Annotated in this window: 19 protein-coding genes; 8 read left to right on the top strand and 11 right to left on the bottom strand. The window is 59.3% G+C overall.

All coding sequences use genetic code 11. The features are described 5' to 3' along the window. Nucleotides 1-7 precede the first annotated feature (7 nt). Nucleotides 8-1,462, top strand: coding sequence for a succinylglutamate-semialdehyde dehydrogenase (gene astD, locus ACQKI2_RS09090; protein WP_427379381.1), 1,455 nt, complete (start codon nucleotides 8-10; stop codon nucleotides 1,460-1,462). Between the two features lie 181 nt (nucleotides 1,463-1,643). Here the strand turns inward: astD and ACQKI2_RS09085 are convergent, their stop codons facing one another. After that, nucleotides 1,644-3,095, bottom strand: a complete 1,452-nt coding sequence (locus ACQKI2_RS09085) for an SLC13 family permease (RefSeq protein WP_427379380.1) — start codon at nucleotides 3,093-3,095, stop codon at nucleotides 1,644-1,646. Between the two features lie 201 nt (nucleotides 3,096-3,296). On the opposite strand from ACQKI2_RS09085, the gene ACQKI2_RS09080 reads away from it, so the two are divergent. Beyond that, nucleotides 3,297-4,295: a dipeptide epimerase gene (locus tag ACQKI2_RS09080; RefSeq protein WP_427379524.1), complete on the top strand. Its 999-nt coding sequence runs from the start codon at nucleotides 3,297-3,299 to the stop codon at nucleotides 4,293-4,295. A gap of 31 nt (nucleotides 4,296-4,326) precedes the next feature. Here ACQKI2_RS09080 and ACQKI2_RS09075 read toward each other — a convergent pair whose 3' ends face one another. The 7 genes from ACQKI2_RS09075 to dgcN form a co-directional block, all read right to left on the bottom strand. Continuing rightward, nucleotides 4,327-5,754, bottom strand: a complete 1,428-nt coding sequence (locus tag ACQKI2_RS09075; RefSeq protein ID WP_427379379.1) for an FAD-binding oxidoreductase — start codon at nucleotides 5,752-5,754, stop codon at nucleotides 4,327-4,329. Then, entirely contained in the window at nucleotides 5,751-7,136 is a 1,386-nt protein-coding gene (hglS, locus tag ACQKI2_RS09070) for a 2-oxoadipate dioxygenase/decarboxylase HglS (protein ID WP_427379378.1), read from the bottom strand. The genes ACQKI2_RS09075 and hglS overlap by 4 nt, the downstream gene beginning before the upstream one ends. 25 nt (nucleotides 7,137-7,161) lie before the next feature. Further along, nucleotides 7,162-8,664 (bottom strand): L-piperidine-6-carboxylate dehydrogenase, encoded by a 1,503-nt coding sequence (gene amaB, locus ACQKI2_RS09065; RefSeq protein WP_427379377.1) that lies wholly within the window; start codon nucleotides 8,662-8,664, stop codon nucleotides 7,162-7,164. A gap of 208 nt (nucleotides 8,665-8,872) precedes the next feature. Then, complete coding sequence (locus ACQKI2_RS09060) at nucleotides 8,873-10,033, bottom strand: hypothetical protein (RefSeq protein ID WP_427379376.1); 1,161 nt, start codon at nucleotides 10,031-10,033, stop codon at nucleotides 8,873-8,875. Then, nucleotides 10,030-10,683 carry an FMN-binding negative transcriptional regulator gene (locus tag ACQKI2_RS09055; RefSeq protein ID WP_427379375.1) on the bottom strand — a complete coding sequence of 218 codons (654 nt, stop codon included), beginning with the start codon at nucleotides 10,681-10,683 and terminating at the stop codon, nucleotides 10,030-10,032. The genes ACQKI2_RS09060 and ACQKI2_RS09055 overlap by 4 nt, the downstream gene beginning before the upstream one ends. Continuing rightward, the gene (locus ACQKI2_RS09050) at nucleotides 10,680-11,765 is read right to left on the bottom strand and encodes a PepSY-associated TM helix domain-containing protein (RefSeq protein ID WP_427379374.1); all 1,086 of its coding nucleotides are present in this window, start codon (nucleotides 11,763-11,765) and stop codon (nucleotides 10,680-10,682) included. Before ACQKI2_RS09050 ends, ACQKI2_RS09055 begins: the two co-directional genes overlap by 4 nt. A 121-nt stretch (nucleotides 11,766-11,886) precedes the next feature. Further along, nucleotides 11,887-12,912 (bottom strand): N-acetyltransferase DgcN, encoded by a 1,026-nt coding sequence (dgcN, locus tag ACQKI2_RS09045; protein ID WP_427379373.1) that lies wholly within the window; start codon nucleotides 12,910-12,912, stop codon nucleotides 11,887-11,889. Nucleotides 12,913-13,127: 215 nt separating this feature from the next. Between dgcN and ACQKI2_RS09040 the strand changes: the two genes are divergently transcribed. Both ACQKI2_RS09040 and ACQKI2_RS09035 read left to right on the top strand, forming a co-directional pair. Next, on the top strand, nucleotides 13,128-14,618 hold the full coding sequence (locus ACQKI2_RS09040) for an amidase (protein WP_427379372.1): 1,491 nt from the start codon (nucleotides 13,128-13,130) through the stop codon (nucleotides 14,616-14,618). Nucleotides 14,619-14,620: 2 nt separating this feature from the next. Next, entirely contained in the window at nucleotides 14,621-15,715 is a 1,095-nt protein-coding gene (locus ACQKI2_RS09035) for a helix-turn-helix domain-containing protein (protein ID WP_427379371.1), read from the top strand. A gap of 292 nt (nucleotides 15,716-16,007) precedes the next feature. Here the strand turns inward: ACQKI2_RS09035 and ACQKI2_RS09030 are convergent, their stop codons facing one another. The 3 genes from ACQKI2_RS09030 to ACQKI2_RS09020 all read right to left on the bottom strand — a co-directional run bounded on the left by ACQKI2_RS09030 (nucleotide 16,008) and on the right by ACQKI2_RS09020 (nucleotide 20,719). Beyond that, nucleotides 16,008-18,311, bottom strand: a complete 2,304-nt coding sequence (locus ACQKI2_RS09030) for a TonB-dependent receptor (RefSeq protein ID WP_427379370.1) — start codon at nucleotides 18,309-18,311, stop codon at nucleotides 16,008-16,010. Between the two features lie 132 nt (nucleotides 18,312-18,443). Then, complete coding sequence (locus ACQKI2_RS09025; protein WP_427379369.1) at nucleotides 18,444-19,364, bottom strand: alpha/beta fold hydrolase; 921 nt, start codon at nucleotides 19,362-19,364, stop codon at nucleotides 18,444-18,446. Nucleotides 19,365-19,390: 26 nt separating this feature from the next. Further along, nucleotides 19,391-20,719 carry an N-acyl-D-amino-acid deacylase family protein gene (locus tag ACQKI2_RS09020; protein WP_427379523.1) on the bottom strand — a complete coding sequence of 443 codons (1,329 nt, stop codon included), beginning with the start codon at nucleotides 20,717-20,719 and terminating at the stop codon, nucleotides 19,391-19,393. Here ACQKI2_RS09020 and ACQKI2_RS09015 point away from each other — a divergent pair. The 4 genes from ACQKI2_RS09015 (at nucleotide 20,669) to ACQKI2_RS09000 (ending at nucleotide 23,789) form a co-directional block, all read left to right on the top strand. Continuing rightward, nucleotides 20,669-20,962, top strand: coding sequence for a hypothetical protein (locus ACQKI2_RS09015; protein WP_427379536.1), 294 nt, complete (start codon nucleotides 20,669-20,671; stop codon nucleotides 20,960-20,962). The genes ACQKI2_RS09020 and ACQKI2_RS09015 overlap by 51 nt on opposite strands. A gap of 296 nt (nucleotides 20,963-21,258) precedes the next feature. Further along, a complete protein-coding gene (locus tag ACQKI2_RS09010; protein WP_427379368.1) occupies nucleotides 21,259-21,771 on the top strand; it encodes a hypothetical protein in 513 nt (170 codons plus the stop codon). Between the two features lie 466 nt (nucleotides 21,772-22,237). Next, nucleotides 22,238-22,570 (top strand): helix-turn-helix domain-containing protein, encoded by a 333-nt coding sequence (locus ACQKI2_RS09005; RefSeq protein WP_427379367.1) that lies wholly within the window; start codon nucleotides 22,238-22,240, stop codon nucleotides 22,568-22,570. Next, nucleotides 22,563-23,789, top strand: coding sequence for a type II toxin-antitoxin system HipA family toxin (locus ACQKI2_RS09000; protein ID WP_427379366.1), 1,227 nt, complete (start codon nucleotides 22,563-22,565; stop codon nucleotides 23,787-23,789). The genes ACQKI2_RS09005 and ACQKI2_RS09000 overlap by 8 nt, the downstream gene beginning before the upstream one ends. Nucleotides 23,790-24,274: the final 485 nt, after the last annotated feature.

Below are 24,274 nucleotides of genomic sequence, written 5' to 3'. Positions count from 1 at the left end.
CCATCCCATGACGGATTTATTCCGAATACCCGCTTCCATGCCAACCTCTCCCCTCAACTTTATTGGGGGCGAATGGGTCGCAGGAAATGGCGCCATGCTGGCGCGACACTGCCCGGCAACCGGAGACATTGTCTGGTCCGGAAACGCCGCAACGACCGATCAGGTTGCCCACGCCGTTCAAACCGCCCGCACGGCGTTCAGGGGTTGGTCCGCGCACGCCCAATCGGAAAGGCAGGCAATTCTCGTACGCTACGCCGAACAGCTCCGGGTCCGGCGAGCGGATATTGCGACGGCTATCAGCCGGGACATGGGGAAACTCATCAGCGAGTCGCTGGCCGAAGCCGATGCCATGTCCGCCAAGGTGTCTGTTGCTATTTCAGCCCAAGCCGATCGCGCGGGCGAACAGTGCCGGCCTACCGACTTTGGCCGTCTCGAACTGACGCATCGCCCACACGGCGTGCTGGCCGTTCTGGGCCCTTTCAACTTTCCAGGCCACCTGCCAAACGGGCACATCGTCCCGGCATTGCTCGCTGGAAACACCTGCGTGTTTAAGCCCTCCGAGCTGGCCCCTTCGGTTGCGCCGATCATGGTGGAGGCCTTCGAAACTGCGGGCCTGCCGACTGGATGTCTGAACCTCGTTCAGGGCGGCCGCGACACCGGCGGCGCCCTGCTGAACTGCGATATTGATGGTCTGCTGTTTACCGGATCGGAAGCGGCGGGCCGGTTTATTCACAAGCATTTCGCCGGCCGCCCAGAGGTCGTTCTTGCGCTCGAACTCGGCGGCAATAATCCAATCATCATTTGGGAACCGGCGGATGTCGAGACAGCGGCCGATCTCGCGATCCAGTCCGCCTATTTAACAACCGGTCAGAGATGCTCCTGCGCCCGCCGTCTCATCCTGCCCGCCGGGACCTTCGCGCGCCGTGTAATCGAGTCAATTGCCGGACGCGCGCAGAACCTGCCCATTGGGCCCTGGCATCAGGAAGACGCGTTCATGGGGCCTTTGGTCAGCGCAGACGCGGCCCGGAAAGCGGTTGCCTTCCAGGACCTTCTGACTAGATCAGGCGGACGCCAGATCGTTTCTCTCCGGCAACCGGACCCCCGGTTCGGCTTCGCGACGGCGGGTCTCATCGATATGCAAGCCGGGGCAGCGCCGGACGAAGAATGTTTTGCGCCGCTGCTTCAGATATACCAGGCAGACAAGCTCGAAGGGGCCATTGACCTTGCCAATGCAACCCGCTTCGGCCTGTCGGCCAGCCTCGTCTGTGAGGATGATGATATCTGGCAAAGAGTCCGCCAGGAGGTTCGCGCAGGAATACTGAATCTCAACCGACCCACAGTCGGCGCGAGCAGCCAGTTGCCCTTCGGCGGCCCCGGCCGATCCGGAAACCTCAGACCCGGCGGCTACTACGCAGCCGATTATTGCGCCTGGCCCCAGGCATCGCAGATATCTGCCAGGTGAAAAGGCTCCCTCGTTTCTGTTGGCCGCTCCGGGTCCGGATCAGTTACCGCTTCCAGGCTCCGGTCCCTTCTGGCTACGAACCCTCAGATTCCGGACGTCAGGACAGCCCGTGCCGCAGGGCAAAGAAACTTCGGTTCCGAATCAGACCGCTGGCTACAGAAAGCCGCCGGGACCTTTCCCCCTAAAATATGATTCCGACCCAACCGGTTGCCACGAGCACGAGCACACCTGCTGCAATCAGATTAAGGACAATGCCGGCACGCATCATAGCTGCGATTCGAAGGCCGCCGGCGCCATAGACAATCGCGTTTGGCGGCGTTGCTACCGGAAACATGAAAGCGCAACTCGCCGAAAGGGTCACCGGAACGAGCAGAATCATAAGGCCGGCAGAGCTGTCTTCTGCGAGAGCCGCCATCACAGGGAGAACAGCCGCTGTTGTCGCGAGATTGCTTGTCACTTCCGTGAGAAAGATCACCAGAAGAACAGAGAAGCCCACAAGCAGGGTCAGATGCAGGCCCGTAAGGGGCGCAAGCTGCTCTCCTATCCATATCGTTAAGCCGGAGGAAGACATCCCGTCCGCCAGGGCAAGTCCGCCCCCGAACAGCAACAATACGCCCCATGGAAGCCTGTTGGCTTCATCCCAATTTAGAAGTGCGCCTTCGCGCTCTCCGTCCGGAATGATGAAGGCGAGGATCGCAACCGCAATCGCGATCGCCGTATCGGACAAACTCGCCAGCCCGGGAAGCAGGCGCAACTGTTCGCGCAGGAGCCAGCCCACCACAAGAACGACGAACAGACCCGCCACCCGCTTTTCTGCGCTTGACCAGCGTTCTGGCTGCGCAATCTCGTCCAGAATGCTTTTCTTAAGGGCCGCCGGCACCCTGAAGTCGATCTTGTAGAGGACTCGCGTCAGAAACAACCAGCAAAGGGGGAGAAGGATCATTGTGACCGGGAGCCCAACCAGCATCCATTGCGCAAATCCGATGGGTTCACCTGTTTCCGCCTCGATGAAAGCTGCAAGAAACGCATTCGGGGGTGTACCGATCAATGTGGCCATCCCCCCGATCGATGCCCCATAAGCAAGACCAAGCAGCATCGCGCTTCTGAATCCGCTCCGCTGCGGTGCGGGCAGCAGTCGATGCTCCCTTTCGACGGTGTCGATGACCGACAGCGCGATGGGCAACAACATGAGTGTGGTCGAGGTATTCGAAATCCACATGCTCAGGAACGCAGCCGCAAGCATGAACCCTGCTGTCAGCGCCCGGCCATCCAGTCCCGTGATGGATATAATGCCAAGCGCTATTCGCCGATGCAGACCACTACGCTCAATCGCAAGGGCTACGATGAACCCGCCCATGAACAGAAAGATGGTCGAACTGGCATAGGCTGATGCGGTTTCTGCAATTGGCATAATGGCGCACAGCGGAAACAATACAATGGGCAAAAGGGCTGTTACCGCGACAGGCAAGGTTTCGGTTGCCCACCAGACGGCCATGAGCCCCATGATGGCAGCGGTGTTGCGAGCGGCGGTATCGAGCCCGAGTAAACCGAGGCTAGCATAAATGAGTATGGCCAATCCCGGTCCGGCGATCAGCCTGATCCGGCACGAGAACTGCGTCGTCGTCCAAGCCATGTCCTGACCAGCCTCTCCTGCGGTTGAGGACCGGAGCTTGTCGGGTCGGACGCAGCAGCGCTTCGCAAATGCCGCGGCCGCCTTAGCGGCTTGCCCGCACTCGGGCGACCTAGCAAATGGACAAGCCGTTACGGCATTGCGTTAAGCAGGCGCCGCTGTTGCCCTGCAGTGTTTCCGTCAATTCAGCATCGCGAGGCGGAAATGGGAAACATCGATTTTGAATTCCGGGCGGAGGAATGGCCGATGAAGCAGCCCTTCCGGATTGCCGGACAGAACTTCAGCCATGCAGAACTCGTTGTCGTCGAGCTATCGATGAAGGGCTGGCGCGGCCGTGGCGAGGCCTGCGGTGTTTATTATCGCCAGGACGATACGCGTCACATGCTGGAACAGCTTTCAGATCTCCGCGCGGACGTCGAGAACGGCATCGACCGAACGTCCCTTCAGAACCTGCTGCCGGCCGGCGGCGCCAGAAACGCCCTCGACGCGGCCCTTTGGGAACTGGAGGCTGGCTGTAAGGGGCTTCCTGCCTGGCGGCTTGCGGGTCTTAAGAGCGTTCGTCCCCTTCCCACGGTATTCACAATCGGCATCGACGATCCCGCCATGATGGCACAGACCGCTCGAACAATGACGCATGCCAGAGCCATAAAGTTAAAGCTCGCCGGCGACGAGCTTGATGGCGAGCGGTTGCGCGGGGTGCGCGCAGCCCGGCCGGATGTCTGGCTCGGCGTCGATGGAAATCGCGGCTTTACACCGTCAGCGCTGACAGATCTTCTGCCCGTGCTGGAGGCCGTGGATGTGAAACTTCTTGAGCAACCTTTCCCGATCGGCGAGGAGGAAGCTATGCGGGACATTCGTTCTCCGATTGCGACAGCGGCAGACGAAAGCGTCCAGGATATCAGCGACCTGAAGCCGCTGAAGGGCTTGTTCGATATTATCAATATCAAACTCGACAAATGCGGCGGGCTCACCCATGCGCTCGAAATGGAAAAGGCGGCCCGGGCGCTGGGCTTCAAAGTGATGGTCGGCAACATGACAGGAACTTCGTGGTCGCAGGCGCCCGCCTTCATTCTGGGCCAGCGCTGTGAGTTCCGCGATCTCGACGGGGCGACATTCCTCGCCTCCGACCGTGAAAGGGCGGTTACGTACAAAGACGGTCATATTCATTGCCCGGATACCGTCTGGGGATCGCCCTCCTCCTGATGAGCTGGATCTCGGGATTTCATTACGCGAATCAATCAGCGCGGAAACCACCAATCTGCACAGGCGCCACCGCCTCCTTCAGCGCCCTGGTTGCCTGCCGCAGAGCGGGATCCGTGAACCGCAGATAGGCCTGCAGATTCTTCCGGCCGACGCCGTGTTCCGCGCTGAAGGTGCCGCCATAGGTTCCGACGGCGATATCAAGCACCCACGCCTCCAGGGAATGGCGAAGCGCTTGCTCTCCTTCGGCGGATGTCTGCCGTACAATGAAGTTCAGATGAACGCCGCCATCGCCAACATGGCCGAAGTCACAAAGTTCAAGTTCTGGGAAGCGGCGTGAATAGTCTTCCCGGATTTGGGCTTTGAAAGCGTTCACCCGGTCGCGCCTGAAGGCGAGATCAAAGGCAATGACCGGACCGGCCGCCCTGAGGCCTTCGCTGAGAGAATGGCGCAGCCGCCAGAAGTCTTCGGGCGGGCCCGGAACAGCATCCAGAAGCAGGTTACGCTCATCCTCCCAAAGCCTTTCGAGTTGCGCATTCAAAACATCCGCCGCCGGAGCATCTCCGGGAAGCTTATGCCAGTCGCGTGAGAATTCCACGAGAAGAACCTCGCCAGGCGGTAACTCTCCCCTGAATGGGGTTCGCAAATTCGGCACATGGGCAAGCGCATGGCGAACGGCATTGTCTGACATGCTCTCAAAGGCCGTCAGGCCTGGGCCGAGCGTTCGCTCCAGCTCGTCAAGTATTACGTCAACTGACGCCCCGCTGGCAGGTATCAGGAGCGCAGCCACCCGGTCAGCGGGCAGTCTGGCAAGGTCGAATTCACATTCGGTGACAATCCCCAGAAACGGCCCCGCCCCGATGAACATCTGTTTCCAGTCGGGACCTGAATTATCTTTTCGGACTCCCTGGCCTATTTGCACCACCGTGCCGCGCTCGTCAGCAAGAACAACGGTCAGGCCGAGAACACGGTCTCGCACATCACCATAGCGGAGGAAGCGCGCACCGCCGGCGTTCGACGCAACAAGGCCCCCCGCCATGGGGTCGGAGGAGAGATCGATCGGAAAGAACAGGCCATGAGGCGCCAGCCTGGCGTTCATTTCGGAGAGACGAAATCCGGCGCTAACTTTTAATGAACGATTGATCGGATTGAGCACGAAGCGCTCTTTCATCCGTTCCAGACTAAGTATGATCGCCGGGGCCCCAGGCGCGGGGGTGGAATCTCCCACAAGGCCCGTATTCCCGGCCTGGACCGTGAGCGGCAGTCCCAGACGCCCGCAGAGCGCAACAATGGCGGAGACCTGTCCGGTCGTTTTCGGTCGCAGAACACACAGGGCCTCGCCCGCCGCGCCGCGCGCTGGCTTTGTATAGCGGGCGATATCTGCCGGGTCAGTCAGGCACAGACCCGCGTCACCGAGCCGGCGAAAATCGGAAAACGGAACCACCGGGCGAACCTTCGTCATCCGCGCAGCTCCGGACAGGTCGAACGACAAAGGCGCAAGGACTCTGCCTGCCGCATCTCATACAGGCCGAACGGGTCCGCCACGGGGACGCCCAGCGCGTCCTCGAACTCAGCCTGCATCTCTTCGGCCACCAGGCGGCTGTGCGAAGCATCGCCAAGATTTGACCGGAATATCCCTGCGGCACTGACGGGCAAAAAGTCTTCATAGAGGATCGGGCGCGCGACGATCCGGCCAGCCCGGATAAGGTCTTCCAGGCCCGCGCCCGCGCTGTCCCCGACTTCCGTATGCGGTTGAGGTCCATAATCGAAATAGGCAAGGCCGCCGCGCCGAAGCGAGCTCCAGTCGTCCGGAAACTGATTGAATATCTGGTTGAGCACATGGCCGTATTCTTCAGCATTCGATCCGTCCGGCGCGGGTGTCACCGCTTCGAAGACGTCCGAAAGCAGCCGGTCGTAGAGCGCTCGCCCCTTCGGCGTCAGCGCAACACCGCGCTGCTCGACTTCCCCGAACCGGGCCGTATGCGTTCCCGAGTGAAGCCGGCCATCTGCTTCCGGAAACAGCACGGATTCCGAGAGGGCTTTGAATGAGGTCTGGCGCAGCAGGATCGGACACGCCCGTTTCGGGGGACCTTCAATGATGGCCTTAGCCGGCATGTTTCGCGCAGGCATCACGGCCTGAACGGCGTCGATGTCCAGGGTGCGCGGTGTAAGGTGGTTTATGTGGGGGCCAGGAAAGCACACGATATCCGCGACAAGGCGGTGTGCTGTCATGAATGCCTGATAGGTTGCGTAGCTGACTTGCGCGCGCCCATGCCAGCCAAATGTGGCGAGCACAGCGTTCAGAAAATGGTCAAGGTCTCCTTCGCGAACGCCTCCCTCCTGTTCAATCGATTCGATCAGCTTCATCGCCTGCGCCGAGAATATCTGCCGCCGGGACAAGATGTGTTTTGCCTGGTTGCGCAGCGCGGTGTCAGCGATCCGGTCCAACCGCAAGAGGGAACAGAAAATGCGAAAGGGGTTAACGGCAAGCGCCGTCGGGTCCGTGGGGCGGAACGCCGTTGCATGCACGGGCAAGCCGGCACCTGCAAGATCATAATACCCGACAGGGTGCATACCCATAATGGCAAATGCGCGCCGGATCCAACGCAACTCCTCAGCCGTGCCGACGCGGATCGCGCCATGCCGCTCTGCGCTCAGCCGTTCGATGCCACCGCTTGCCCCGACCAGTGTTGCCGCCCCGGGGAGCGTGGCCAGGGCGTCTGAGTTGATATCCGCGACGAGCCTTTGGAGCTCACCATAGGCGGGCACCTCTTTGCGGTACATCTGCGCCATCGCCGACGAAAACGCGCTGCGAACGGCATTGCTGCTAAGAAATTTTGTCATGTCAGAAGGCTGCCCCGTGAAAAAATCAAATGTCGAAACGAACGCCCTGGGCGAGCGGCAGGCCGGTTGAGTAGTTTACTGTGCTGGTCTGGCGGCGCATGTAGCTCTTCCAGGCATCCGAACCGGATTCTCGCCCTCCGCCGGTTTCCTTCTCCCCACCGAAAGCGCCTCCGATTTCCGCGCCGGACGGACCGATATTCACATTGGCGATCCCGCAATCGGAACCCGCGGATGACAGGAACCGTTCCGCCTCGCGCAGGTCGGTGGTGAAGATGCAGGACGAAAGGCCCTGCGGCACATCATTCTGAAGCATGATCGCCTCTTCAAGGGTTTCGTACCCCATGATGTACAGGATTGGCGCGAAGGTCTCACGTTTCACGGTCCCTGTCTGCGCTGGCATTTCGACCAGCGCGGGCCGGACATAAGCGCCTCCGGCCGGCACGCCTTCCTTGAGCGCCTCGCCGAAATACGCGACGCCGCCTTCGCGGCATGCAGCCTCAAGGGCTGCCTGCATTCCACTGGACGCTTCCGCATCGATAAGCGGTCCGACGAGCGTACCTTCCTGCCTCGGATCACCAATGCGCAAGCTTCCGTATGCGGTTTTCAGGCGTCGGGTAAGTTCATTGCGGATCGAATTATGAACGATCAGACGCCGCAAGCTCGTGCAACGTTGGCCCGCCGTACCGGCCGCCGAAAACACAATCGCCCGCACGGCCAGATCCAGATCCGCCGAAGGGGCGACGATCATAGCATTGTTGCCGCCAAGCTCGAGGATGGACCGCCCCCAGCGCGCCTGCACTCTTGGGCCCACGATCAGTCCCATTCGCGTCGATCCGGTTGCCGAAACGATCGGGATATGCGGCGAATCCACCAGCGCCTCACCAATGGACGGACCTCCTATGGTCAACTGGATCAGGCCCTCGGGCGCATCGTCTCCGAACCGGTCCAGCGCACGCCGGACGATCTTCATCGTGGCGAGGGCGGTCAGGGGTGTCTTTTCCGACGGTTTCCAGATAACAGGGTTGCCGCAGATCAGGGCGAGCGCTGCATTCCAGGCCCACACGGCGACAGGGAAATTGAACGCAGTAATCACAGCACACGGACCGACAGGGTGCCAGGTTTCGAACATGCGATGACTCGGCCGCTCGGAGGCGATCGTAAGACCATGCAATTGACGCGACTGACCGGTTGCAAAATCGCAGATATCGATCATCTCCTGGACTTCGCCTAGACCCTCGGAGAGAATCTTACCCGCCTCCATCGTTACGACAGCGCCGAGGCATTCTTTTGCAGCGCGAAGCTCCTCACCGAGTATCCGCACCAGTTCGCCGCGGCGCGGGGCCGGAACCTCCCGCCATTTCTGAAAAGCGAAATCGGCAGAGGCGATCACTTTCGGCATGATTTCCAGCGGCGTCGATGCGATCTGTCCAAGGGCGCTGCCATCGATTGGTGTACGCACAGGCACGTCGCCGCCGGTCAGCTCATCGGCTCTGAAACCGGCCGCTTGAAGAACTGCTTCATGTGTCATTAGGACTCTCCGTGGTAAAACTCAACTGGTTCGACAAGTAGATTTGAAAGACGCCGAGCTAGTCCTTTTTTCAGGGTACTGAACGAATTTCCGATCTGGTAACTGATGGGTGTTCGATGGCTTGCTTCGGAACAAGGCAGTCGACTCGGACCGGTCGACGTCAGTTCAATTGAAAGCGAGCACGATGCATCGATTGCGTTCAAACCGGTCATAACGACCCTTGCCCATCAGAACTACCTGCTGAGGGCACTGCCTGCCGCCGATAGGCTGACCACGCCAGGCGCCCTCCACCGACCAGGATCAGGGGAAGAATGAACACGAAAATGTAGATCAACGCGGCAAATCGGTAGCCGCTGCCAATCAGATCGATCAGCCCGACCGCCGTCGCAAGGAAAGCGGAGATAAACAGAAGCGAAAAGGCGATGCCGGCGCGCAAAAGCGACCAGCTTCGATTCGCACTGCGTTCGTCGCTGAGCATACGGCGCGCAAGAACTTGAATGACACGCTCATTCAGGCCGTGAAGCAGCCCGGCCCCTGTTGTCAATAACGCCCCGAACACGATCAGTTCAACGAGACTTCCCAGAACGCCGAGGTCGAGCTCGTCGAGAACATGCAGGATGGGAACGGGCTGGTCGTTGATCGCCGGGTAGAACGCGAGCAGAGCAAAATAGAGTGTGAATGCAGGTAACAGAGCCAGGGGGCCGACGAGGGCGCCTGCGATCAGCGCTTCGCCGGGCGCCCGGAACCGCCGCGCGACGAAAATTACAACGGCGATGATCGGTGCGTTGTAGGCTGAGTAACTGAGCCCGTTCCAAATTGCAGCGCCGGCATCAACCGGTTCGCTTGAAAGCGTGGCGGCAACCTCGCCAGCAGACTGGCTCAGAACGCTTGCCGCCAACAGGGCAAAAATGATCACAAATGCAAGCGACCACAGCGAGATGACGCGTTCGATGATCGCGGTCGGAAAGGCGAGCAACAGGCTGATCAGGATAATAAAGGCAACCGCTCCGAGATATTTCGGCAGTCCGGCCCAGTCATGCAGCAATTCGCTTGCTGCGGCGGAGACGACGGCGAGCACGAGAAGTAATCCAAGTACGTAGACGACCTCAAACATATACCGGAAGCGGAAGAGATACTCGGCGTTGAATGAGTTGTAGTCGAATGTCTGGCGCCGCCTGGCCAGTTCATAGGAAATGGCCGCACACAGACTGAAGACAATCATGGAAACGGTCATGCCGGCGAGACCTGTCGCCGGACCAAGTTTCAGAAAAAATTCAACCAGCTCCCGGCCAGTTGCGAATCCACCGCCGACGAGGACCGAATTGACGACCAAGGCGGGTATGAGGAGGTTGCGGAGAGCCGGCATCATTGCGCGCGTTCCTTTCCGGCGCCCGCGTCAGACGCGGCCTTCCCTGCTCCGGTTCGCCCTGCATTAAACCGGCGCACCCACGCCCTCAGTGTCGCGGGCCGAGCGTACTCAGCCATGGCGCGCGAGATGTCGTCAGATTCATTCTGGCCGAATCTGAAGCAGGATTTCACCGAAAGTATCTCCGCTTTAAAGCCGATCACCTGCGATTTTAACTTTTCATAGCGCTCGCCCATTTCCGCAGTCGTCCAGTCGCCACCGTGATAAGCTTCCATTCTTGAGACGAGTCCCTTCAGCGCATAGTCGGTGATCATATCGTCAAAGTTGAGCCTGGCTTCGATCTCGGCGCTGGCATAGAGCCAGGTTGGCGCCGACGTTCTGTCGGGGTACCAAGACGGACTAGCATATCCGTTCGGACCTGAAAAAAGGATCAGGACCTTCGAGGCTGCAGCCAGCGACTGGCGCGCCGGATGCGCCAGCGGGATATGTCCCACCAGGCCTTTCAAATTCTGCGCGTCATCCGTTTCAGCGAACAGGGGCAAAGCGACCCGCGTCGCCCCTGATGCATCCACAGTGACGAGCCAAGCCAACGGGCACGCCAAGACCAGATCGATCAGATCCCGGCCCGATACCGGGTTGAAGGGCGATGTCATTGGGATCTCCTTGTACGCGACCGAAGCCGGGAGGTAAAAAGCATCACCCCAAAGATCATCAGAACCAGAACTCCACAGCCGGCCGCAAGAGCGATCACGCGGCCCACAAGGCCAATTGCCTGACCGGTGTGAACAGGAAAAAGGAACGACATGAAGGCGCGCCCGGGCGGCTGGCGGAATGGGTCTGTGACCAGCGCCACCTCGCCCGACGTCGCCGAAACGATCAGCACCGTGTCTCCGTATATCCGGTTTGCCTCGCCTGGCTGGCGCAGCCTGACCTCATAGGCTTTCCTTGCGTCACTGGGCATGCGCAATGCGGTGAGCGATGCATCCGGATAGACGGATAAAGCCGCTTCGATCGCCAATTCCGGGGAAATTTTGATCTCGCCGTCTCTGTCTGTGCTGACACTGAAGGCTGGCGCAGGATCGGTGACCGGTTCGGCGATCGCATCTCCAAGCGGCTTCTCAAACGCCAGAAGCACGCCGAAAGTCACCACCACAAGTGTTGGAAAGAAGACACCGAGACCGAGCAGTCTGTGCCAGCCATAATTCCGAGCGATCGCCGGACAGGCAGATGGCCATCGAAGGAGGGCGCGCCAATGCCGCGCTCGCGGCCACGCCAGAACCGCGCCGATGAGGACATTGCTGACCAGAAATACGCCGCTGACGCCGACCAGAACGCGCCCCCCAGGACCGGCCAGAAACTCCGTATGAACCCTAACAAGCAGATCAAAGAACGCCCCGCCGGGCGACAGTCCGGTGCGCAATACCTCCCCGGCCCCGTTTATGCGCCATTTATCGGCAGAGGATGCGCCCGGCTCACGCACATAGATATCAAACTGCTCATTGACAGCGCCGCTCGTCCATATGGACGTGACTTTGCGGCCGTGCGCGCCCGCCTCGATTTCCGCCACCCGATCCGAAATGGCTCCAGGGCTGAAGGCAACAGAATCTGTGCCCGCAGCGAAACCGTCCAGCTCCCAGTGAAACACAAGCAGGACCCCCGTCGCCACCTGGATCAGCCAGAAGCCCGCGAGCACGAGACTTATCACTCTGTGCAGGTTGAGAAGCGCACGCTTCATGTTGCCCTCCCTCCGAGCAGCCCGGCCCCATCAATTGCAGGGGCGATGGGAGATTATGACGTCTGTAGGCGGATTATCTGGCGCCGACGCACAATGCCCGGCGCTCTCGCCCGGCCTCGACCTACTTTGCGGCATTGTCTGCGAATTGCCCGGCGACCGGGACCAGCACATCAACGATCTTCCCGGCGCCATGGAGGAGGGGATCGCAGCAGGCCAGTCCGGTTTCATCTTCGATGGCCTTGACTGTCGCCTCAATATCGCTGCGATCCATCCTGGACGTATTGATGCTTATACCCACAGCGCGCGCTTCCGGATTGGTCAGTCGCGCCGCACTGACATTATAGTCGATACATGTTCTGAGATCCGGAACCTTGTAGTCGAGGCCAAGCAGGTGGCTGCGAACCGGCTCATGACACACGACGAGCGCGTCGGGCTGGCTGCCGTGGATCAGACCAAGGGTGACGCCCGCATAGGCGGGATGAAACAGCGACCCCTGCCCTTCAATGATGTCCCAATGGTCGGGATCGGCTGCCGGAGACAGCCATTCGGCTGCGCCCGAAATGAAGTCGGCTATCACGGCGTCGATGACCACGCCTCGCCCTGCGATCAGCAATCCCGTTTGCCCCGTCGCCCGGAAATCGGAATTCAGACCACGATCCCGCATCGCCCTGTCGATGGCGAGGGCTGTATATTTCTTTCCGACCGCGCAATCGGTCCCAACTGTCAACAGCCTATTGCCGGCGCGTCTCTGTCCGGTCCCGGGTTTGAATCGCCGGCTGCTCTGGCGCACATCAAAAATAGTGCGATCGAGTTTTGACGCGCGCTCTGCGATTTCAGGTATATCGGCGAGGCGCTCATGCATGCCGGCAGCGACATCCAGTCCGGCATCCAGCGCTGCGAGAATAGTGGTCTTCCAACCGTCGGGAATATAACCGCCAACATTGACGACACCGATCACCATCGTCCGTGCGCCCTGCGCCGCCGCCTCGGCTGGGCTCATGTCCGGCAGACCAAGATCCACCCCGCAACCGGGCATTCTGAACTGCGCCAGACAGGCTTCCGGCTTCCACTGAAGGATACCAGCCGCCGTCTTGGCCGCACTGAACTCGGCGGCGTCTCCGAGGAAAAGAAGGTAGGGCGTCTGCACGGGATCATCTCCACAATTGTTTGGCAGATGCCAGATTGCGGTGAAGGCTGGCGCCGGGCTGTGCGAACACAGCGGCCTATTTAGCGATTGCAGTTTTAACAACCATCGCAGGGTCTCAATCAGCTAAGCGCGTATCGCAACGCGCACAGGCAGTGGTGCCGTGCGTCTGGTACCGTCCGTTCCGCACTATCAGGAACAGCAGACAGGCACACAAAATGGCATCAGAGCGAACGGACAAGCGGGCGAAACTTGGGCTCAACCGGGAAGACGCTTTCAGGATCGGGCGGCTCGATGCGCATGGGCAGGCTGCGCTCGTACGCGCTGGGGACCTTCCGCCCGAAGGGCTTGTCGAGGCCGCCTTCCTACGGATTGACGCGCTCAATCCAGATCTCAACACCCTCACCTATACCGACCGCGAGCGCGCGCTGGATAAGGCCTCTCAAGCGGGAGGCCCTATGGCGGGGGTTCCGTGGATTGTGAAGGATGGCATGGACTATCCCGGCATGCCCTATCGGGCGGGATCGCGTTCGAAGAAAAATGCCAGCCCGGCCTGGCTCTCCTTTCCGTATACCGAAGCGTTTGACGCAGAAGGCCTGGTTGTCATCGGAAAATCGAACGCGCCTGAATTCGGCCTGCTGCCAACGACAGAACCCCTCCTCTATGGTCCGGCGCGCAATCCGTGGGATCCGCTCCGCACACCGGGCGGGTCGAGTGGGGGATCGGCCGTTGCCGTTGCGAGTGGTATCGTGCCGGTCGCGCATGGCGCGGATGGGGGCGGATCGATCCGGATTCCGGCATCCTGCTGTGGTCTCGTCGGGCTGAAACCCGGCCGGGGGACAGGACTGCGCGCAAGGCCGCACCACCTCATCGAAGACCTCCTGGCTTGCGACATTCTGCTCTCGCGAAGCGTCAGGGATGTCGAATGGTCGCTGCGAACCGGCGCTGCGGCGCCAGACCTGATCGGGGAGGCTGCCTTGCCTGATCGGCCCCTGAGGATCGCGGTCTGCGCCGGCAATCTCTGGGGTGACCAACCCGAACCGGACGTCGCGATTGTCATTGAGCAGACCGCCCAATTGTGCGCTTCGCTGGGACATGAAGTCGTTTCTGAAATGCTGCCCGTCGCAGGAGAGGCTGTCATGCGGAGCTTCCAGACGATCTGGGCGTATATGGCGCGCGAATTGGTTACCGTTACACAGCTTGCGCAAAACGACGCGCCGCTGGAGGATCTGTTGGAGCCTTGGACCTTGAACCTGGCACGCTGGAGTCAAACGCAGACTGCCGCAGATGTTGAAAACGCATTTGCCCAGGTTGGGCTGGCCGGCTCTGCGCTCGAAGCCATGTTCGAGCGCTATGACCTCCTATTGACCCCGGTGCTGCGACGGCCTTCGCTCCGGATCGGCGAGCTCTCGCCTTCAGGGCCTTTTGAGGACATGATGCACCTCATGTACGATTATGTGTCCTATACGCCGCTACATAACCTCACGGGTCATCCGGCCATTTCCCTGCCCGTCTTTACCGCGTCGGACGGCTTGCCGCTCGGCAGCATGTTTGCTGCCGCCAGGGGCCGGGAAAACCTGCTCCTTGGGCTGGCCTACCAGCTTGAGGCGGCGGCAGAGTGGCAGACCAGGTGGCCTGCGCTGTCCGTCGGCGGGATCGGTGACACCGGGAAATCCGCAACCAGGCATCCGAAGACCGCGATGGGATGAGCATGAAAGCGAAGTCAGAAGACTCCGGTATCGGATTGCGGCGCAGCATCGACGAGATGCTCAATCTGCTTGAGCAACACGACGCGCGAGACGGGCGCCCGCTCAAGAGACCGGAGGGGCTTTGCAGACTCATCGGCGACGGCCTTGGTTTTCGCGTTGATTACGCCCATGACCAGGCCAAGGGAGGGTTCGAATTCTACCGGCTGAGTGACGACATCTGCGTCGCCACCGTCGATATGATGCCTTATCGCGAAATCTCGCGACGTCACAGTTCCGGCGACTTCATCGCTTTCTCCGCAGTTCTCGATGGCAATATTGAACTGTTTCAATCGCTCGGTGTTGAGGGCGAACTCGCCAGCGGATACTGTACGATTTATGGCAATTCGGTCGATGAGGAGCTGGAAACCAGCTACGCGCCGGGTGAACATCTCAAATGGGTCTCCATCTATTTGCGGCGTGACGCGATACGGCGCTTGACCGGGTTCGTTTCTGCTGAGGACCTGCCGGATGATTTCAATGCCTGTCTTGAAACCGGCGCCAGCCTCCATTGCCGCAACGTTCCGTTGTCCTATCTCGCATCGATGGCGGCCCATCAGATGATCACGCCGCCTTACGATGATACATTTCTTAAGCCTTTTCTGACGGCCAAGGCGCTTGAACTCGTCTGCCACATCATGTTCAACCTGTCCAAGCAGCTTGAGCATGAAGAGAAGGGGTTCTTCTCGCGAGAAGAACACAAGCGGCTTCAACAGGCCATGCGGCTTATCCGAACGACGCTCGATCAGCCTCTGAACGTATCTGACATTGCCCGGGCAACGGGCTTCACCGCTCACAGGCTGCAACTCGGATTTCGAATGGTCTATGGAGATACGGTCGGCCGGATCCGCGACAAGGTGCGCATGGAACTTGCCCTCGATCTGATCCGGGACTCGGCGATGTCCATGATAGAGATCGCCCTGGAAACGGGCTACGAACATCCGGCAAGTTTTACCCGGGCCTTCAAAGCAGCCTACGGCATCTCCCCGACACAAATGCGGAACGCCCGCAATGACGAACTCCGTCTACGGAACCTGAAACGCGGTCCGTCCGCATCCTGATGGATTTTCCTGATTGAGCCTGCACTACCGGCAAATACTGACGGGGAACAGGGACAGCCAGATCAGCCACCTCTTCCGGATGGGTTGATTGCGCGGCGCTCTTCCCCGGCCCGCCTGTCAACTCAGCACCGGGGGAGAACGCGATGGTCCGCCCCGGCGGCTGAAGATCATTTGCGAACAACAGACAGGGTGTTTTAAATGGAATGCGCGACCCCGGTCAGGATCGCGCATTCTTCTGGCATCCGCTGCATTCGGGGGCCGGGGAGGAGGTCCGCGTTTGAGCTTGGGGATATCAGAAACTCTTCTCCAATGAGACGCCGACCGTCCGCGGTCGGGGCGCGACCGCAATATCGGTTCCCCCACTGAAGGTCGTTTTGTGATTGTTGGTCAGGTTTCTTGCAAAGAACGAGACGTTCCAATCTCCGAAGTCGAGCATGGCGTGAGCATTGACGAGTGAATAATCGCCGATAACGCGGTAGGTCGATGATGTGGGCCGGAAGCCGGTTGCATACTCCCCGGTGTAAGCGACAGCGACATTGGTCGAGAAGATCGCGCCCGCAAGCGGGCGCTCATAATTGATGCTGAGCGACCCGGACGTCTCTGGCACATAGGGGATCGCATCGCCGGCGCGGCCGACAGTGGTCGAGTCGAGTGATGCGGAATTGACCTGATCTTCACTCAACTTCGCGGAGACATAGTTGAAGGTTCCATTGATCGTAAGCCCTGTGGCCGGATAGAGCGTCGCTTCCAACTCCGCCCCTTCAATGACTGCCGCACCCGCATTGGTGATAAAGGCAAAGATGTTATCAGCCGTGCGTGTGGACACCTGGATATTGTCCCATTCCGTACGATAGGCTGCGGCGTTCAGGACAAGATTTCCGTTCATCCATTCAGACTTCACGCCGGCTTCGTACGTCCACAGGCTGTCAGAATCATAGGCGATCAGTTCGTCCGGTATATTTGGCGTGTTGTTCGTCCCACCCGGTCGAAACCCTTCCGAGGCAAGGGCATAGAACATCACGTCGTCATTGACCTCTGCGCTCAGGCCAAACTTTGAAACGATCCCGGATTCGCTTGTCTTTGTCGTTGTGTACGGACTCGGCGCCTGGAAGGTGGGCCCGCTGGGGATGACCACTTCGCCCGATATCGTTTTGGTGTAATCATAGGCCCGCAGACCGATAAGCGCTTCGAGCCAGGGCAGGATCCTGTAATTGACCTCACCAAATGCTGCATACTGTTCGAAGTCTGTCTGGATATAACGCAGACCGGTCACATCCAGCGGCTCAATGAGTTCACCGCGGTCATCGGTCGCCTTCACGACATAGCTATCGACGTGATCGTCACGGTTTTCATAATAACCGCCGACCGTCCAGTTGAGGCGCCCCTCTTGGTTCGACGTCAGGCGGATTTCCTGCGTCCAGACTGTATTTTCCATGTCGGCGTAAAACAGGCCCGGCGCCCGCGATTGCGCATAGGCGATATAGGCGCTTGTCTGCTCCGGGGTGCACGCCGCCGGCGCGGTCAATCCATAATAGATTCTGCAAGGCGTCGTGGGAAACGCGATGGACGTGTCGATCGTCGCTGTCGCGTCAATCGTGCGTTCGGTCTGGGACTTGCTCCAGGACGTCGCGGAAACGAGGGTCGCAAAATCAAGATCCCAATCCACGGTCCCACTCAGCAGGACGACTTGTTCATCATAGCTGTATTGAGTCGCCGCATCGTTCTCGAACCTTTCCAGGTTGGTTTTGTAGAAGGCGGCGTCGGACACCTGAGAATCCTGGAAAAGCCCCAACAGTGACAGGGATAGCTTGCTGGTCACATCATATTTGACCTTGGTGCGCAGGCTATATGACTCGCTGTCGTTGGTATTCTTCGCATACTGATCGTTTATGCCAAGCGATACCTGGTCGATATACCCCTCATCGAAGCTGTAGGTGCCGACCGTTCTGATCGCGAATGTTTCAGTAATAGGCAGATTCACGACGCCGGCCGCGCCATAATTCGTGCCCCCCTCTTCGGTCATTGAGAGAAGACCCTTAGCGCGCCCGGAGAATTTATCGGAATCTGGATCATTGAAGATCATACGGATGGCTCCGCCCATGGAGCTTGCCCCATAAAGCGTACCCTGCGGCCCCCTCAGAACTTCAACACGCTCCAGATCGTAGAGCGCAAGATCGCCGGTTCGTCCACCCGGGTCGGACCCTGTTCCCTGAGAGCCGATAATCGGCGTTTCATCGTAATAGAGCGACACCGTCCCCTCGCCCTGGGAACGTACGCCGCGGATTGATACACGTCCCCTGCCCGCGCCCGTTTCCCCTTCCTGAACCATCAGGCCGGGAACCTGCCGGAAGATGTCTTCGAGGCTGATCGCATTTTGACTTTCCAGCCCCTCGCCTGCGAGCGCCGAAACGGCCATGGGCGTATCCTGCAATGCGGTTTCGCGCTTGCTGGCGGTCACATAGATCGTGTCCTGACGACTTTCCCCCTCAGGCGCTTTGGACAAGCTGCTGTCCTGCGCCCAGGCGTGGCCGGCGCCGGCCGCGACAGCAAGTGACAGCGCCCCCGCCGTCGCTAGAAATTTCTGTCTCTTAAGCATGTTAAACTTACCTCCGCGTTATGGCCGAGCCTGCCCAATCATGTTCCAGCGCGCGCCCTTCAATTGGACGCTAGCGGCCGCCGGAACACACGCTTGTCACTTTGCAGTCATGAATGTGCAGATCGCGACGCTCTAACCACTGACAGGGCATGTCACAGCGAGTGTTGGACGGGTCTGTCCGGCCCATTTCTCAACGATATACTGAACTGCTTCGACGATAATGTCGGGGTCATCCAGGTGAACCATGTGGCCCGCTTCCTGGGCGATCACATGCATGCCGCCGCTGCGTTGCGCGAGCTCTCGGTGGCCGGCCTGCCAACCTTCAACATTGGAACGCGGCGTAGAGTCTGGATACCGGCCTGCACTGATGATCACCGTCGGCACGTCGCAAAGCGGCGGATAGCGGCGCACGGTCTCCATGCTTTGAGCGAACCCCCGGGACAGGCGCAGTCCTGTACGCTGCTTGCGCGTTGGATGCTCGACGTCATTGCGGCGGATAGACGGCGCTGTCACAGCGTCCGGCCCGCCGATCCCATCGATACCGGGGGGGGTGTTTGCATCGACATACACCATGCCTGAAATCGATTCCGGATACAGATTGGCATAGAGATGGATCAGAAAGCCGCCATAGGAATGCCCGACCATTACGAGATTGTCGGCCTGACCAAGTGCCAGCAGTCCGCGACGCAAACGAACCGCTTCCTCATAGATATCGTAGGAACCTGACGGCATCGTGCTTTGCCCCATGCCCGCACGATCATAGCTTATCACGGTCGCCCCCGTTTCGTCGGCGATCATCCGCGCCGTTTCGTTCCACGTCTCTGAATCGAGCCCCGAACCAGCTTCGAGGAGCACCACGATCGGACTGCCGTCAATCACCTGGAATCGCATCCGAACACCCAAGGCATCCACGAACCGGTCTTGGGCCGCTGGCGCCTCGCCGCTGGCGACGGAAGCGTGAGTGACCGGCTGATGCGTTGCGCATGCCGTAATGCTGAGCACCAGACACAATGAGGTGGACGCCAGGGTGAGGGATCGTCTTAAGCGGCGCATCGGCCGGAATCCTTTCTCAGCGTGGTTCAACATTCGCAGCCCGGCCGGGCAATAAACACGCCCGGAAAGGCGTCGACTGGTTCACCGGCTTCGAACACGACTTCACCATTGACCCATACGCGTGCAATTCCCTCCGACAGGCGGGTGGGAGCGTCGATTGTCGCCCGGTCCCGGATCCGATCGGGATCGAACAACACCAGATCAGCCGCATAGCCTTCCCTGATCAGGCCACGATCAATCAGGCCCATGTTTTCTGCGGAGAGTCCCGACATACGGTGGACCGCTTGCTCAAGCGTCAACAGGTTCGTTTGATGCACGACGAAATCGATGTAACGCGGAAAGGTGCCATGACCGCGCGGGTGGCCGCCCGCTGCGCCGTCGGAGCCCACATTTGTATATGGCCAAAGGGCAAAGGTGCGAATGTCCTGAACCGACATGCTCGTGCCGATGACCGTTGACGCTTTGTCCGTATCGGGTCGGGCCGCCTTATAGTCCAACAGAGCCTGCATCATCCGAAGCCCCGCCTGGACCGGCCCTAGGCTCCATTGCTCGGCAATCTCCTGGAGCGTCATCCCTTCCAGGCCGGGCTCCGGGTCGAACTGCGCGATCACCAGACTTTCAGGCGGGACGGAAGTTTCGAGGGTCCGGGCGAGGCTTTCAGCGCTCTGGTATTGTTTGTCCTCGAAGAGCGCCTCCAGCCGGCTTGCCCAATAGGTGTAAGGGTATATGTCGGCGGTCACGATGGCCCCTCCGGCGCGGGCCTCGTCAAAAAGCGCGGTGATCTGGTTGGCCTTCCCCCACAGCGGAAAAACCGCAATTTTAAGATGGGAGATATGGACGGGCTGGCCGGTTTCATGGCCGATAAGAAGCGCTTCGCTCATCGCAGACATGATATCTGCGCCTTCATTGCGAACGTGTGAGGCGTAACGTCCGCCCAAGCTGGCTGACACCTTTGCCAAAGCGATAATTTCGTCTGTTTCTGAAAACGTCCCGGGCTCGTAGATCAGACCTGTGGACAGGCCGAAAGCGCCCGCCCACATGTCCGCCTCCACGGCCGCGGCCATCTCGCTTAATTCTTCCTGACTGGGCGCGCGGCGCTCCAGCCCCATAACCCTTCTCCGAATCGTATTGTGTCCGGAAAAGGTCGCCACATTGACAGCCACCGGAGCATCTTCAAGGCTGGCGCGAAGGCTGCTTGCCGTCTGCAGTGAGAAACCGTCCTGACCAACAAAAATTGTGGTAACGCCCTGACTTGTCGCGGGCAGCATGTTTCTGTCCTGAGCAAATCCCCGATCCAGGTGGCTATGAGTGTCTATGAAACCCGGCGCCAAACTAAGGCCGTTTCCCTCTACCACTTGATCACCCTCGCGTGGAGCAAGCTGACCGACAGCTTCGATCCGGCCGGCGCTTATTCGCACGTCACCCGAAAATCCCGCCTCGCCCGTACCATCGATGATCCGGACATTCGCGATCAGGACGGAGGGCTGACGGCGCGTTGCTTCGGGAAGCTGGATGCATCCGGTCGCAAACAGACATCCAATAAGGCATACGAGGCCGGACACCTGCCGCCCGTGCCCCAGGCGCAGGCGCCCCGCTAACGGGCTGCGGACCCCAAACACGTTCATCTTCTCCCAATCACCTTTCAGGCACAACGAGGACCTCTCATCTCAGGCGCTCTGCCGCCGGTCTTGTCAAATAAAGTGCTTCACTTACCCGATCGCGCCGCGTGATCGGGAGAAGCCCGAGCATATAGGGGCATATCGCGCATAAGCGCTGCGCGCCACGCTACTCTCGCTGGCGGCAAGCTAAGGACTGTGACCTTCAACACGCGGATCAATCATGCCGGCGTCACCAGTCCGCCAGTGTGAGAAAGCCCGGAAAACTCCAGCCCGGAATGGTCCAGACTTGGGTCTCAGAGCACTCGCTGGAATGGTTCGATCCGGAAACGCTGGGACATCTGGGATCGGTCAGCTTCGGCCAGTCAGTCGGCTCATTCGTCTGGGCAGACCGGCATGACGGCTATTGGTGGCTGGGCTTCGTGCATTATGCGGGCCGCGGTTCGCCGCCTGATCGCGGGCCGGAATGGTCACAGCTCGTCAAAGCCGATGACGAATTCCGCACACTCGAAAGTTTCGCATTTCCGCCAGCACTTATCGAGGCTTTCCGTGGTTACAGCGCCTCTGGCGGTGCCTGGGGGCCGGATGGCCGACTGTATGTCACCGGCCATGATGAGCCTCGCCTCTATGCGCTGAGCCTGCCGGTGGCGGGCTCGGAACTGGTCTGGGAAGAAACTATTGCCATTCCTGCAGAAGGCCAGGGCTTCGCCCGGGATCCCGAAGAGCCCTGGGTGATCTACACGCTGGAGCGCAGCCGACAGGAAATCGTCGTGAGCCGCATCCCCCATTAAAGCCTGGCATGGGACATTCTTGACCTTCCGGTATTTCGTTGGGGGAACGCGGGCTCACCAGCTCGCTCTAGCTGTTGGGATGCAGGTCCGTCTGCCGCAGCCTCGGTGCCCCCCTCGATCACGCCGCATCCCGGCTGGCCCCTCAATGTGATCGTCAAACTTCCGGCCAGATATCTACTGCGACAGGCAGCAATGACCTTATCTTTAAGGCGCTTGGAGGTGCAGTGAGCCGGCCACGTATCCGGCCAAACCGGCCCTCATCTTCACCACTCAAACATCCCAAAGGGTCGTTTTATGAGCCATGGAACATATTCTCTATTTATTATCTGTAGATCATAATTTGATGTGTTAAAATATATCAATGACTCGGATCGATATAAAATTTTATATCACCGCTTGCTTTTTAAGATCATGAATGATATTCTAAAATATATAAATTAATGACTTTGATATAGAAAAAGATATCATGCCCTACCAACTGGAAGACATCGGCAACAAACTCAAGGCTGCGCGCACGCGCAAGGGCCTGAGCCAGCGCGCGCTGGCCGCGAAGACGGGCTTGTTACAGGCGCAGATTTCCAAAATCGAGAATGGCGCAAGCGACCTCCGGCTCTCCAGCCTGATCGCGCTTTCCCGCGCGCTTGATCTTGAATTGGAGCTGATCCCCCGCAAAGCGCTTCCAGCGGTTGAGGCGCTGGTGCGCGATGTGGAGTCGTTCGCGGATCGGAGTGGCAGCGTGAAGATCAATGTTCGCCCTGCCTACAGCCTTGATGACGACGAGGAGGGCGAAGATGAGTAACGTCACCGTTCTCAACGTTCTGCTCTACGGCAAACCTATCGGCACGCTGACCCTGCTGTCTGGGGATCGCATAATCTTCGCCTTCAACAAGGAATACATAGACAATCCGAAACGGCCAACGCTGAGCCTGAGCTTCAAAGACAGCCAGGGCGATCTCATCACCTCCCTGCGACCGACTCAGACCAAGGCACCGCCATTCTTTTCCAACTTGCTGCCCGAAGGGCATATGCGCCGCTATCTAGCGGAACGCGCAAACGTAAATGAGGAACGCGAGTTCTTCCTTCTGTGGGTGCTCGGGCGGGATTTGCCCGGCGCCATCACTATCGAGCCCGCAGAAGATGATGCCTGGCCCGATGAAGCATCTGAGCGAAACAGCGATGAGGCAAGGAAGGCCGCAAGGACGAATGCGCTGCGGTTCTCGCTTGCGGGCGTCCAGCTCAAGTTTTCCGCGATCAATGAGACGCGCGGCGGCCTGACGATCCCGGCAACGGGAGTGGGGGGCTCATGGATTGTGAAGCTCCCTTCCCGCGAATTTGAAGGTGTACCTGAGAACGAATTCGCCATGATGGATCTGGCGCGGCGTGTCGGCATCGACGTTCCGCAAATCCAGCTCATTGACGTAGACGCGATAGGCAACGTCCCCGAAGGTATCGGGAAAATCGGCGGCAAAGCGTTCGTCATTGAGCGCTTTGACAGAGCGCCGGGTGCGCCGATCCATATTGAAGACTTTGCTCAGGTCTTTGGCGTCTATCCACACAGTAAATACAAGAAAGCCAGCCACCGGAACATTGCAGAGGTTCTGGCGGCAGAAACCGGCGAAGCAGATATCGCCGAATTTATCCGGCGGCTGACCTTCAACACGCTGATCGGCAATGCCGACATGCATCTGAAGAACTGGTCGTTGATTTACCCGGATCAGCGTAGCGCACGGCTTGCGCCTGCTTATGATTTTGTTTCGACAGTCCCCTACATACTGGATGACTATGCGGCGCTGAAATTCAGCCGCACGAAACGGTTTGACGAGTTTACCCTCGATGAACTGTCTCATCTTGCGGCCAAGGCCAGGCTTCCTGAGAAGGCGGTCCTCGAAGTGGCCAAGGAAACGGTTGAGCGGTTTCAGCAAAGCTGGGCCGCCGAGAAGAACAATCTGCCCCAGCCCAAAGCTGTCACTGAGGCGATTGATGCTCACCTCAAGAAACTGCCTCTTGCAAAAGAGTAGTTCTAGATAATTTCAACAGTATACTGAATAAAAAACCCCAACACTCTCATAAAGAGAGAAGGTCATTGAGGCTGACTTGCCACTGCACTATCAGGCGAACAGGACGAGGGCATCGGCAGTTTGTAAGCCTGCGGGTACGGGGCGCCAAGCAGCCATTTAACCGGCTCCTCAGAGCGCGATCCCCATCATGAGCTTCTGAACCTGGCCCAGCGTTGCGCCCTTCCCATAGCGTTCCCGGTCAAGGCCGTAACCGAAGAGGTCACGCCGAATCCGGCACATCCTACCGTCCTTTCTACGAGCCATTTCTGGAAGCTGGGCTCCGGAACACAGCGTCGCAAGCTGAGCAATCCTGTCCATCTCATTCTGGACGTCGGGCCCGGAATTTGGCACTGACGTGATCTGGAGAAATTGGTCCGGATTTGATGTTAGTTTTCCGGCGGATTTCCTGAAGGAGGAAGTTCGCGATGAAGAAGAAGCGCTATTCA

This window comes from Hyphomonas sp. NPDC076881 (assembly GCF_050269995.1).
Classification (GTDB): domain Bacteria; phylum Pseudomonadota; class Alphaproteobacteria; order Caulobacterales; family Hyphomonadaceae; genus Hyphomonas.
This window is presented reverse-complemented; position numbering and strand designations above follow the sequence as displayed.

Coding starts and splice junctions, on each gene's coding strand:
- astD (WP_427379381.1), top strand. CDS start 8: ATGACGGATTTATTCCGAATACCCGCTTCCATGCCAACCTCTCCCCTC.
- ACQKI2_RS09085 (WP_427379380.1), bottom strand. CDS start 3,095: ATGGCTTGGACGACGACGCAGTTCTCGTGCCGGATCAGGCTGATCGCC.
- ACQKI2_RS09080 (WP_427379524.1), top strand. CDS start 3,297: ATGGGAAACATCGATTTTGAATTCCGGGCGGAGGAATGGCCGATGAAG.
- ACQKI2_RS09075 (WP_427379379.1), bottom strand. CDS start 5,754: ATGACGAAGGTTCGCCCGGTGGTTCCGTTTTCCGATTTTCGCCGGCTC.
- hglS (WP_427379378.1), bottom strand. CDS start 7,136: ATGACAAAATTTCTTAGCAGCAATGCCGTTCGCAGCGCGTTTTCGTCG.
- amaB (WP_427379377.1), bottom strand. CDS start 8,664: ATGACACATGAAGCAGTTCTTCAAGCGGCCGGTTTCAGAGCCGATGAG.
- ACQKI2_RS09060 (WP_427379376.1), bottom strand. CDS start 10,033: ATGATGCCGGCTCTCCGCAACCTCCTCATACCCGCCTTGGTCGTCAAT.
- ACQKI2_RS09055 (WP_427379375.1), bottom strand. CDS start 10,683: ATGACATCGCCCTTCAACCCGGTATCGGGCCGGGATCTGATCGATCTG.
- ACQKI2_RS09050 (WP_427379374.1), bottom strand. CDS start 11,765: ATGAAGCGTGCGCTTCTCAACCTGCACAGAGTGATAAGTCTCGTGCTC.
- ACQKI2_RS09040 (WP_427379372.1), top strand. CDS start 13,128: ATGGCATCAGAGCGAACGGACAAGCGGGCGAAACTTGGGCTCAACCGG.
- ACQKI2_RS09035 (WP_427379371.1), top strand. CDS start 14,621: ATGAAAGCGAAGTCAGAAGACTCCGGTATCGGATTGCGGCGCAGCATC.
- ACQKI2_RS09030 (WP_427379370.1), bottom strand. CDS start 18,311: ATGCTTAAGAGACAGAAATTTCTAGCGACGGCGGGGGCGCTGTCACTT.
- ACQKI2_RS09025 (WP_427379369.1), bottom strand. CDS start 19,364: ATGCGCCGCTTAAGACGATCCCTCACCCTGGCGTCCACCTCATTGTGT.
- ACQKI2_RS09015 (WP_427379536.1), top strand. CDS start 20,669: ATGAGTGTCTATGAAACCCGGCGCCAAACTAAGGCCGTTTCCCTCTAC.
- ACQKI2_RS09010 (WP_427379368.1), top strand. CDS start 21,259: ATGGTCCAGACTTGGGTCTCAGAGCACTCGCTGGAATGGTTCGATCCG.
- ACQKI2_RS09005 (WP_427379367.1), top strand. CDS start 22,238: ATGCCCTACCAACTGGAAGACATCGGCAACAAACTCAAGGCTGCGCGC.
- ACQKI2_RS09000 (WP_427379366.1), top strand. CDS start 22,563: ATGAGTAACGTCACCGTTCTCAACGTTCTGCTCTACGGCAAACCTATC.